Raw genomic sequence first — 12,231 nt, forward strand, 5'->3', positions numbered from 1 at the left:
AGTTATGCATTCATAAAGCAGAACCTTAATACTAACTGGTTTTCGTACTAATTTACCCTTCAAATTGTATTTTCTTTGTACACTAAGACGCCAGCACTGTTTATTCATCGACTTCACAAAGCTGTAAGTATCCTTCGAATAGCGAAGTCATAGTATGAACAGGGTGTCCACATTATCAACTTCAGAAAGGATAAAGATCGTGAATTATAGTGTTTCTTCTAATGCCCTAAAAGACAAAGTGATCCTAGTAACCGGCGCAGGAGATGGAATAGGAAAACAAGCGGCCCTATCCTACGCACAGTATGGGGCCACAGTTATTTTACTTGGCCGAACGGTTAAAAAGCTTGAACAAACCTATGACGAAATAGAGTCCTTTGGCGGCCCCCAACCTGCAATTATTCCCCTTGATATGAAAGGGGCCAGTAAAAAGAACTATCAAGACATGGCGGAGACGATTGAAGGACAATATGGTCGTCTCGATGGTGTGTTACACAACGCAAGCTTATTGGGTGTCATTAGTCCTTTTGATCAAATCAGTGAAGATACCTTTGATGATGTTATGCAAGTAAATGTCAAAGCACAATTTCTCATGACGCAGGCACTCTTGCCTGTCATACATAAATCGAAAGACGGTAGAATTATCTTTACCTCGTCCACCGTTGGTCATAGTGGTCGTGCTCTTTGGGGTAGCTACGCTATATCTAAGTTTGCTACTGAGGGTATGATGCAGATCCTTGCTGATGAATTAAGTAATACCAATATTAGAGTTAATGCGATTAATCCAGGAGGCACTCGCACTGGGATGAGAGCAAAGGCTTACCCAGCTGAAGATAGCCAACAATTAAAAACACCACTCGATATCATGCCACTCTATCTTTATCTAATGGCTCCAGAAGGTAGAGAAGTAAACGGCCAATGTATTGACGCGCAACCTAAATAATTTTATCTATAACTCAACGCCTTGTATTTTTAACAGCCAATACAAGGCGTTTTTTTGTCCACTTAATTCTCTTAGAGCTTGCAGAACATAAACAATAAAATATACTGTATGTATATACAGGTATTTTGTTATGTATGAATTAATCGAAAATCTCAAAGAAAAGCAATGGCTTCGGTCTGGATCACTCAATTCACAAGAGTTGGGGATACATCCTACAGGTCATAAAAAACTTGATAGCACCCTCAATGGAGGTTTTCCGAAGCATGGTGTCATTGAAGTAAAAAGCCCTTCTGGTATTGGTGAGCTTAGGTTGCTCTTGCCACATATAAAAAACACCAGTCAAGATAGGCTATGTGTTTTCATTCAACCTCCTGGATACCTATGTACAGAACAACTGGTAAGTCTAGGTATTAACGCCAATAATATCCTTTTAATCTATCCAGAAAATGAGCAACACGCACTTTGGGCAGCAGAGCAATGTTTGCGCAGTGGTGCCTGTAGTAATGTATTGCTGTGGCACGCTGGATTAGAAATTCATCAGGCAAAGCGACTACAAGTAGCCAGCGAACGGGGGCAATGCTTACATTTTTATTTAAAGACTGGTTCACCTGAATCATTCTCTTTACCAATCACACTTAATATGACTCTCTCTCCACATGATTTAGGTTTGGAGGTCTCTATTACCCGACGTAAAGGTGGGTGGCTAAACGAACGATGTATTGTCGATATGACATCAACATGGCCAGAGCTCACCGTTGAACCTGCTAACGATGCACTGATCCTCCCTTTTCCCATGCACCAAAGAGGTTAGTCATGCAAAGTTGGCTCTACTTACATTTTCCTTCACTTCAACTGGATGCAAGCTTTTCAGAACAAATAGAGAAGCCCCTCGCCATTGTTGACTCAACACGATTTAAGATCGTGCAATGTAACACTGCGGCGAAATCTCAAGGTATTGAGGTTGGAATGGGGCTCGGGAGTGCCAGTACACTCTGTAGCCAACTCCAAGTTCATCCATACAATATCGATATTGAACGTAAAGCACTACTCAATACCGCACAATGGCTATATATGGTGACTTCCGATATTAGTCTTTTTCCACCACAAGGCCTGCTGCTGAAAGTAACCGACATGTTGTCGTTATACGAAGGGCTCGATAATTATTGGCAAAACGTCACCCAACACATGCAATCACTCAGTTTAACTTATTCCTATTCAACCGGATTTTCTCCTTCTTCAGCGATACTGTTATCTCAGTCATCAACAAAACTCATAACACTCGATAAAGCTATAATGGTCGATGCACTGCACAAACTTCCCATATCAATGGCTCAGATCGCGCAAAAAGACATTGAGAAGCTACAACGAATTGGTGTTACCTCTTTCAAAGACTTACTCACAATGCCCATACAAGAACTTGCTAGGCGCTTTCATATCGAGCTTGTTAACTATGTTGGAAAATTGACTGGACAGTTCAAACACCCCATTGAATTTTATCATCCTCCGAAGCAGTTTGAATGTTATCAAGAGTTACTCTTTGAAATAGAAACATTACAAAGGCTCGATAAGCCCTTAGGTAAAGTACTAATAAAACTAGAAAATTACTTACGTCTACGTAACCAAGTCGGTTATGAACTGGAATTACTTTTACACCATCGAGATAAGAAGGATACAAGCATATCGTTTTACTCTGCTGAAGGTGATTACCTAGCAAATCGTTGGCTCAGCCTAAGTTATCTAACCCTAGAATCTGTTAAGCTTGATGCACCAATACAAGCTCTGACTTTACGCCTTGTTCGATACAATGATTTGGAGTCGACCAGCAAAGATTTATTCTGTGGCTTACAGGGACAACAGACTCCCCTAGAGCTGATCGGTTTTCTCCAAGCAAAGCTAGGCCGTGATAAGGTAAGCAAAATAGCCCATCTGCACGATCCTAGGCCAGAGAACGCCATCGTCCTGTGTGATCCAACTAAGCCTGTCTCTTTCGTCTCATCAGGTAACAAATTACGGCCTAGTTTTATCCTTACTCAACCGGAGCCCTTACAAGATGAAGTAACACTCCTTCAAGGCCCAGAAAGACTCATGACAGGTTGGTGGGATGGTAACGATATTATACGTGACTACTTTATCGCTCGCAGTCAACAGGGTCGCTGGTTATGGGTTTTTCGTAACCAAAACAAGCAGTGGTTTCTTCATGGTCTCTTTAGCTAGGTCCCAACATGTCTTATGCTGAACTATTTTGCCAAACCAACTTTTCTTTTCTTACCGGAGCATCACATGCTGAAGAGTTGATCCTGCGTGCCGATTTTCTTCGCTATCATTCCCTAGCAATCACCGATGAATGCTCTGTTGCTGGTGTAGTGAAAGCTTACAGAACAATCAAAAATCATCAGCTTAGTGTGGACTTAATTATTGGCAGTATGTTTTGGCTTAACCCACACTGCCAAGTGATCTTATTATGCCCAGATAAAAGTGCCTATGCAGAGCTTTGTCGTATCATCAGTAATGCAAGGAGACGTTCAGAAAAAGGAAGCTATCAGCTCTCAGAATGGGATTTAATGAGCGTCAGACATTGCTTAATTATCTGGCTACCTCAACACAATAAAGAAGACCACCATTGGGGAACGTGGCTCAATCGGCATCACAAGACAAGGTTATGGTTAGGTATTCAACGACATTTAGGCCCTGATGATAAAAGATACCTAGAGCACAGCCAGAAGCTTGCTCACGAAATCGCACTGCCTATTACCGCTTGTGGTGGTGTTCTCATGCATACCGCAGATAGGCTACCTCTACAACACACTCTTAGTGCAATTAAACATAACTGTAAAATAGAAGAGTTAGGTGAACGCATGCTCACCAACAGTGAAAGAAGCTTACGCAGTCAAGAAAAACTCAGCAAGCTTTTTAAGGCCGAATGGATGTTAGAAAGTACACACATCGCTAAGCTTTGTAAGTTCAATCTTGACGAGATCCAATACGAATACCCGAGTGAGTTGGTACCTAAAGACCACACTCCAATAAGTTACCTAAAGTACTTGGTCGAACAAGGTAAAAAGATTCGTTTCCCTGAAGGCATATCTGCCGACATCCAACACACGATTGATAAAGAATTGGCTCTCATCGAGGAACTTAACTATCCGTTTTATTTTCTTACGATTCACGATATCGTCATGTTCGCCAAACGTAGCCAAATCCTTTATCAAGGGAGAGGTTCTGCGGCAAACTCTGTGGTCTGTTATTGTCTAGAAATTACATCGGTTGATCCCAGACAGATATCCGTTCTTTTCGAGCGATTCATTAGTAAAGAACGTGATGAGCCGCCGGATATTGATGTCGACTTTGAACATGAGCGTCGTGAAGAGGTAATTCAATATATCTATAAGAAATACGGACGTGAACGAGCCGCATTAGCCGCAACAGTGATTACATATCGCTTTAAAAGTGCAATTCGTGATGTCGGACGAGCTCTAGGAATAGAAGCAAGTCAACTGGACTTTTTTATCAGAAATGTCGATAGACGAGATCGCAAACAGAACTGGCAAGCACAAATTGTGGCATTAGGTCTTGAGCCCTCATCACTAAAAGGACAACAATTTATTGAACTGGTCAGTCGTATTATTGGTTTTCCCCGCCATTTATCACAACATGTCGGTGGTTTTGTTATCACCTCTGGACCACTTTATGACTTGGTTCCGATTGAAAATGCAGCTATGCCTGATAGGACGGTCATTCAATGGGATAAAGATGACCTAGAATCACTAAAGTTACTTAAAGTCGATATACTGGCTTTAGGTATGCTTACAGCGATAAGAAAGTGTTTTAGTCTCATTAAAGACCTGAATAAACACACTTTGAGTATCGCGGACATTACTCGTCGCCAAGATGATGATGACGTTTATCAGATGATTCAAAATGCTGACACTGTTGGCGTATTTCAAATTGAGTCACGTGCACAAATGAACATGCTGCCTCGCCTGAGACCCAAAACCTATTACGATCTCGTGATTCAGATTGCTATAGTCAGACCTGGCCCTATCCAAGGCGATATGGTGCATCCCTTCCTAAAGCGTCGAAATGGAATAGAGCAAGTTGTTTATCCTTCCAGGGAGGTAAAAGACGTATTGGAAAGAACATTAGGCGTACCCATTTTTCAAGAACAAGTTATAAAAATTGCCATGGTTGCTGCTGGTTTTAGTGGTGGCGAAGCTGATCAATTACGCCGTGCAATGGCAGCCTGGAAGAAAAACGGTGAACTAATTAAGTTCAAAACAAAACTCGTCGATGGCATGACAAAACGCGGCTATAGCATGGAATTTGCTCATCAGCTATTTGAGCAAATTCTTGGTTTTGGTGAATATGGTTTTCCTGAAAGCCACTCAGCCTCATTCGCTGTTCTAGCCTATTGCTCTGCATGGCTGAAATATCACTACCCCGAGGCTTTTTACGCATCTTTACTTAATAGCCTCCCCATGGGATTTTATAGTGCATCTCAACTCGTGCAAGATGCCAAAAGGCATAATGTTATCGTGCTACCCGTTTGTATCAACACTTCCACTTACGATTATCAAGTTGTAAAACACCTTAATAAGCTTGCGATTCGATTAGGATTCAGGCAAATAAAAGGCTTTAGCCGGGCCAGTGCAAATTCCATTGTTCAGCTTCGCCCATCTCAAGGTTTCACACACATCAATCAAGTGAAGCAATGCCATCTAAATAAAAAAGATATCGAGTTATTATCATCAGCTGATGCCCTATATTGCCTTAACCAACATCGCTACCAAACACGTTGGGACATCATGGACTCAACCTCAGATTTACCTTTATTTCATCATTTAGAAGAAGAGCGAACTTTATCCCTTGCTGCTCCCTCTGACTATCAAACACTATTGGAAGATTACGCAACTACTGGCCTTTCTCTTCGGCATCATCCTATTACACTACTTGATCAGGCCAAGTTAATTGGACGCTTTACTCGTATGCAAGAACTGCCCTATAAAAATGATCAATCTTTAGTCACTGTGGTGGGAGTGGTGACTGGAAAACAATCCCCCGGCACTGCTTCAGGAGTCACTTTCATTACACTTGAAGATGATACTGGCAACATAAATGTTATTGTGTGGAAAGCCACAGCAAGAGCACAGAAAAGTCCTTATTTGAATGCTAAAATACTTAAAGTAAAAGGAATTCTTGAGAAGGAAGGAGAAACACTTCATGTAATTGCTGGTAAGCTCATAGACTTAACCAGCAGTATGGCGGGGCTGACGGCTCATTCGCGCGACTTTCGCTAAGTATTACCGCGTGATGAACGAGTGACGCGATAAAAGCTACGCTGATTTATCCAAAACTTGTTTAAGACGCGTTTGAGCAACTTCCACTAGAACATCTGGTTGGAATTTTGAGATGAATCGGTCACACCCGACTTTCTTCGCCATTGCATCATTAAAGCTGCCACTGAGAGAGGTATTAAGGGTGATATATAAATCCTTCATTCTGGGATCGTTACGCACCTCATATGTTAACTTATAACCATCCATTTCTGGCATTTCTGCATCTGTGATCATTAATAATAGATCCTCGGCAACATTGATACCATCATCTGCCCACGACTTTAGTAAATTAATAGCTTCCAGACCATCTAAGCATTCTACTATTTCTAATCCGAGCTGGGATAGCACGCCTTTGACTTGCATTCGAGCAGTAGACGAGTCATCAACGATAAGTACTTTGCGCCCAACCATTTCTGTCGACAGGTCGTTGTCTAATACCCCCTCAGAAATAGACGTATCGTAGTCAATAATTTCGGCCAATACTTTCTCAACATCAATGATTTCAACAATGTCTTCTTTTATCTGAGTGATTGCCGTTAGATAGTTAGCTCGGCCCGCAGATTTAGGTGGTGGCTGGATTTCAGTCCAAGTAGTATTGACGATATTACGTACGTGACCAACCAAAAAGCCCTGTACTGTGCGATTATACTCGGTGATGATCAGGTTTTCTTCAACTTCTCCTCGTGGCGGAGGAAACCCAATTGCGCCTCGTAAGTCTATCACTGGAACTGGGACTCCTCGTAAAGAGGCAACTCCAACGATATGATGATGAGCGCCGGGTAACTTTGTCAGCAACGGAACTTGAATCACTTCACGTATTTTGAATACATTGATGGCAAAAACCTGCCTACTATTCAGACTAAATAGTAATAATTCAAGACGATTTTCACCCACCAAGTTGGTGCGCTGATCAACGGTATTTAAAACTCCAGACATTCGGATTCTCGACCACTCTATACATTACAAAAATAGTTCATTACAGGACGAAGTTAAACCTGCCCATCATCCAAGATTATATGCGATTCTCCGAAAGATAAAGAATACAGGGGAGACTTTTAACCTTCAATAACCTTCATTAACAGCAGCCCATCGTAAAGTGCTTGTTTAATCAAAGCCGCTCCAGGCATAGTTGCTTGCTTATAAAACCTTGACTCTACTATCTCTAGATCCCGATGATAAACCGGTAAACTTTGCTGTTCAATACAGGTTTGAATGGCTGGATAGAGTACCTCCTTGGCTTGATTAATAACACCACCGATAAGTATTTTTTCTGGATTGAACAGATTAATAACAATAGCAATGGCAGCACCAAGACTGTTGCCTAAGCTTTCTATTACATTTACAGCTAAAGGATCGCCCTCTGCAGCCGCTTCACAAATATCTTCAATGGAGACTTCATCAAGATCAGACAAAGAAGAAGATTCGCCTTCATTCAATCGTTTGGTGACTTCTTCTCGGATCGCCTGAGAGCTTGCCACGGTTTCCAAACAGCCGCGATTCCCACAGTGACAAAGCTTACCATCGGGATCAATCTGGATATGACCCAGTTCCCCGATATTACCGTGCCGCCCTTGCAGTACACGCCCATCAAGCACAATACCAGCACCAAGGCCATGATGGATCGAAATAAGAACCGAGTTTTCTTTGTCTCTTGAATGACCAAATAAACGCTCAGCTAAAGCCCAAGCTCTGGTATCATTGGCGATAAAAACAGGTAACCCTGTGACTTTATAAATTTCTGGGCCGAGCGGCAAATTCTCAACATTGTAGTGAGGCATTTGCAAGACAATACCTTCTTCAGCATTGACCAAGCCGGGAAGTGTTACTGCGATACTCGTTACTCGGCCAAGTTGCTCTGTATAGGTCTGAAAGAATTCATCGATCTCATGAAGCAAGCGAGCTAACAAGTCATCCTGATCTATTTCATGAATATCAATTTTCGTATCAATAAGAACATCACCACCCAGTTCATGCAATGCAATGGTGAGATAACCTCTTCCCAGCCGCATTGCCAAAAATTGCCAGTCCTGATTGTCAACTTGCAAACCAACTGCTGGACGACCACGACTGGTTGACTCCTGAACCGTAGTTTCGTGGACTAAGTGAGCTTCAATGAGCTCGCGCGTAATTTTCGTTATGCTTGCAGGTGCAAGCTCGCTTTGCTTAGAAAGCTCTATGCGCGAAATAGGACCGTGTTGATCTATCAACTTATATACGCGACCAGCATTGATCTGTTTTATATGATCAATGTGGCCAGGTTGAGCCATATACATTGAATGCTCCAAATATCAGTAACGCGATGATTTTTTTACTTTGCGAACTAATTGTGAAGACCTTTACTAAATTGCCGTGACTGGAGTCACGTATCAGCATGTATATTTGTGTACTTAATCAAGAAGGAGCAACTAATTTACACAAAAGCAAAAATTTTTTCGCTCCAATAAATATGTTTTCTTACTTCTAAACACTAAAGCACCAAAAATCTTTTGATCATTTGAAGCACAGAGACTGCGTGTGTATATACTTATATTGATATTTTTAATAATGAGCAACCATTCTGACTCATTGATTTAGTCAAATAAGCCCTTTCATTTAAGGAGATTCGAATGACTACTACACAAAGAAGAACAAAAATAGTCTCAACGCTAGGTCCCTCAACAGATAAGCCAGGAGTACTGGAATCTATTATCGAGGCGGGCGTTAATGTAGTGCGGCTGAATTTTTCTCACGGTAGTCCGGAAGGCCACAAAGAGCGAGCAATGAAAGTTCGGGAAATTGCCGCAAAGCTAGGCACTAACGTGGCGATTTTAGGTGACCTTCAGGGACCGAAAATTCGTGTCTCAACCTTTAAAGAAGGAAAAGTGCTTCTGAACATCGGAGACTTATTTACCCTCGACAGCGCACTGGGGGCTGGAGAAGGCGATCAACGTGCAGTTGGTCTGGATTATAAAGAGCTACCTAACGATGTCTCTTGCGGTGATGTTCTCCTTTTAGACGATGGTCGGGTACAACTTGAAGTTTTATCAGTAAGCGCCACGGAAGTTCATACCAAGGTAATCATTGGTGGTCCTCTATCCAATAACAAAGGCATCAACAAAAAAGGAGGAGGACTTTCCGCCGCAGCACTGACCGATAAGGATAAAAATGACATAAAACTCGCGGCGGAATTAAAAGTCGACTACCTTGCCGTTTCATTTCCCAGAAATGGAGAAGACATGAAGTATGCACGCCAGCTGGCTCTCGATGCTGGATTACAAACGCGGTTAGTTGCCAAAGTGGAACGTGCCGAAACCGTAGAGAATGATGAAAACATTGATGATATTATTCTTGCTTCCGATACGGTCATGGTTGCTCGTGGTGACCTTGGGGTTGAAATTGGCGATCCAGAGCTGGTCGGTGTCCAGAAACAACTGATACGAAGAGCGAGAGCACTGAATCGTACTGTCATTACCGCAACTCAAATGATGGAATCCATGATAGAAAATCCCATGCCAACTCGTGCAGAAGTTATGGATGTTGCTAATGCTGTACTTGATGGCACCGATGCCGTTATGTTGTCGGGAGAAACCGCGGCAGGTAACTACCCTTTAGAGACCGTTCGTTCAATGGCGAGTGTCTGTATCGGTGCAGAAAAAATGTCAAAAATTAATAGACAAAATTACCACACAGACTCCATTTTCGAAACAGCAGAAGAGACTATCGTTATGTCGACTATGTTTGCTGCAAACCATGTCCGAGGTATTAAAGGCATCATCGCCTTAACAGAGTCTGGAAGAACTGCATTGATGATGTCGCGCTTTAGCTCTGGTCTCCCAATATTCGCATTATCAGGTAATGAAAGTGCATTGAATGTTACTGCGCTTTACCGTGGGGTTTTTCCTGTTTATTTTGATTTTCGTTCTACTAGTGGACTGCAAAACGCTCAAAAAGCGGTTGAGTTGCTGAAAAAACGCGGCCAACTTGATGAAGGTGACCTTGTTATCATTACTCAAGGTGATATTACGGACAAAGTCGGTGGTACAAATAGTTTGCGTATCCTTTCCGCATAACAAGTATCCCCAAACGGCTTACTTATTTTCCTCGATGGCTCTTTCAAAAAGGCACTTTGAGAAAGAGTCAACGAAGCGTTGCCCGGCTTCTAAACCGAGCTCATAGTCACTTAAGAGCTCGTCCTTGTTGCTTAGTAATGAGCTCGAACGCAGCAGTCGACTTGGCTTTATCTGTATGATAAAGCAGTCATCTGGAGGGGATTGTAGGAAACTCTGGGTTAATGAGTAGGTTTGATAATGTACCGCCAACATATCAGCCAGACCTGAATCAAATTTATCACCTAAAAGATGGCTAAGACGATAGACATCATCTGCTCCGAAAAGCCATCGCCCGCCGCTGAGGGCATCACGTTGATCTTTGACTTCACTCTCTTGACTCACCCTAACTAATTGCTCAGAGAAAAATTGCGCCCAATCATTTTTCAATCGCTCTAGTTTGTCCTGCCAACGTTCATGGAGTGTGTTAAGCACCGTAGTTTGCCAATTGGAAAAGTTAGCCTGTTCTATCTCGTTATCATTCCCCGAGATATCTTCCCCTTCGGTGCGAATAACAATAATACACCGAGCTTCTTTGCGCCAAGCCTCTTGCACTGGAATTGTCGCAGAAACTCCACCGTCAACATATTCTCCATGAGGAAATCGGATCGGCTGATGGTAGAGACGTGGTATCGCACAAGTCGCAACCAAAACTTGACGCCAATCATGATCAAACATAGGTAAATAATGATCCATAAGACGATGGGTATCTGTCACTGCTGCGTAAGCGTTACGGTTACCTAGTACATGTCTACCCGTTTCAATGTCGAGTAAGTACGGTGGGCGAGAAATTTTATCAAGAGCCCAGTCCAGATCAAGAAACTGCTTACGGCGTATAAAGCGAAATAAGTGAAAAAACTTCGGGTCAGTGGTCAAATCAAGGATAAAAGAACGACCTATACCTCTCTGGCGGCAAAGAAAAGCACAAAGATTAAGGGCTCCAGCGGACGTACCATAGAAAGACGTGAAAGGATCGAAGTTGTTGAGAAGAAAAGCATCAAGTACACCAGAGGTGAATATTCCTCTTTGCCCACCCCCTTGGGCAACCAGTGCTGTTCTGCCACCGATATATTTTTTTAGAACCGACATGTCCATTAAAACATCAGTGTCGGTCACTGTACCTTTGTTGCCCATAATATGGACTAAGCAGAAGTAATAGCGGTTATACCAAAGCCAAGAATAATGGCAAAAACTACCGCCGTAATAAGCAATGCAAACTTCAAATTAAATTCCATAGCAACCCCTCAAAAGCCGATAACAAATGAATAACACCTAAAAAACACACATTCAACATTTGTGCCTTGTTACTATTATATTATGGTGCCAACATCACGTTTGAAGAAAGGATTTAACGTCATTTGTACGTTAAGTTTGCGTAAGATTTATCGTTAAATGACGCAAAGAAAAAGCCAGCAAGTTCGCTGGCTTTTGTCTTATGGTTCAAGATCACTGCAGATGGTAGGGAGGCCTATCATATATATAGAGCTGTAGTCCCGCATAAAGGGGATACAAACCCAAAGACGCAACAGTCAAAAAGATCTTACGAAACTCCTTAGAGCCGTAGGCTTTGACAGAATAATGCTCCGGCTCTGGCACACTCAATAAGTATTTACCCAGTGAGCGGCCTATGAGACGAAAACACAACATGCTATACGTCATATAGATTATGATAAAAGTCATCATGATAGACATAACCAAAGCTAGTAATACTGGCAAAGCAGCATCATCATTTAATGATAACTTAGCTCCAGAGCTATTGATAAAGTCATACGTGAGAAATATCAAACCGGACAACAGCGCCTGAGTAAACATTTTAGCAATTAAGATATCAATTACAAAGGCACCAGTTCGCCTGAATTTCTCACTAAACAAC

10 protein-coding genes are annotated in these 12,231 nt (G+C 42.2%); 5 read left to right on the plus strand and 5 right to left on the minus strand.

The window, feature by feature from the left end:
• Positions 1 to 199: 199 nt before the first annotated feature.
• The 4 genes from RH40_RS06090 to RH40_RS06105 all read left to right on the plus strand — a co-directional run bounded on the left by RH40_RS06090 (position 200) and on the right by RH40_RS06105 (position 6,234).
• Positions 200 to 940 (plus strand): YciK family oxidoreductase, encoded by a 741-nt coding sequence (locus RH40_RS06090; protein ID WP_009600543.1) that lies wholly within the window; start codon positions 200 to 202, stop codon positions 938 to 940.
• A gap of 130 nt (positions 941 to 1,070) precedes the next feature.
• Complete coding sequence (gene imuA, locus RH40_RS06095; protein ID WP_009600544.1) at positions 1,071 to 1,751, plus strand: translesion DNA synthesis-associated protein ImuA; 681 nt, start codon at positions 1,071 to 1,073, stop codon at positions 1,749 to 1,751.
• A gap of 2 nt (positions 1,752 to 1,753) precedes the next feature.
• Entirely contained in the window at positions 1,754 to 3,154 is a 1,401-nt protein-coding gene (locus tag RH40_RS06100) for a Y-family DNA polymerase (RefSeq protein WP_009600545.1), read from the plus strand.
• 8 nt (positions 3,155 to 3,162) lie between these two features.
• A complete protein-coding gene (locus tag RH40_RS06105; protein WP_009600546.1) occupies positions 3,163 to 6,234 on the plus strand; it encodes an error-prone DNA polymerase in 3,072 nt (1,023 codons plus the stop codon).
• A 36-nt stretch (positions 6,235 to 6,270) separates the two neighbouring features.
• Here the strand turns inward: RH40_RS06105 and RH40_RS06110 are convergent, their stop codons facing one another.
• Positions 6,271 to 7,209, minus strand: coding sequence for a chemotaxis protein CheV (locus tag RH40_RS06110; protein WP_009600547.1), 939 nt, complete (start codon positions 7,207 to 7,209; stop codon positions 6,271 to 6,273).
• Positions 7,210 to 7,328: 119 nt separating this feature from the next.
• Complete coding sequence (mlc, locus tag RH40_RS06115; protein ID WP_009600548.1) at positions 7,329 to 8,546, minus strand: sugar metabolism global transcriptional regulator Mlc; 1,218 nt, start codon at positions 8,544 to 8,546, stop codon at positions 7,329 to 7,331.
• 333 nt (positions 8,547 to 8,879) lie between these two features.
• Here mlc and pyk point away from each other — a divergent pair, with 333 nt between their 5' ends.
• A complete protein-coding gene (pyk, locus tag RH40_RS06120) occupies positions 8,880 to 10,322 on the plus strand; it encodes a pyruvate kinase (RefSeq protein WP_009600549.1) in 1,443 nt (480 codons plus the stop codon).
• A gap of 18 nt (positions 10,323 to 10,340) precedes the next feature.
• Here pyk and RH40_RS06125 read toward each other — a convergent pair whose 3' ends face one another.
• From RH40_RS06125 to RH40_RS06130, 3 genes are all read right to left on the minus strand, one after another.
• A complete protein-coding gene (locus RH40_RS06125; protein WP_039954340.1) occupies positions 10,341 to 11,492 on the minus strand; it encodes a patatin-like phospholipase family protein in 1,152 nt (383 codons plus the stop codon).
• 8 nt (positions 11,493 to 11,500) lie between these two features.
• Positions 11,501 to 11,593 carry a cytochrome bd-I oxidase subunit CydH gene (gene cydH / locus RH40_RS20645; RefSeq protein WP_009600551.1) on the minus strand — a complete coding sequence of 31 codons (93 nt, stop codon included), beginning with the start codon at positions 11,591 to 11,593 and terminating at the stop codon, positions 11,501 to 11,503.
• Positions 11,594 to 11,804: 211 nt separating this feature from the next.
• Positions 11,805 to 12,230, minus strand: a complete 426-nt coding sequence (locus RH40_RS06130; RefSeq protein WP_009600552.1) for a hypothetical protein — start codon at positions 12,228 to 12,230, stop codon at positions 11,805 to 11,807.
• Position 12,231: the final 1 nt, after the last annotated feature.

The organism is Vibrio caribbeanicus ATCC BAA-2122, assembly GCF_000165125.1.
Classification (GTDB): Bacteria; Pseudomonadota; Gammaproteobacteria; order Enterobacterales; family Vibrionaceae; genus Vibrio; species Vibrio caribbeanicus.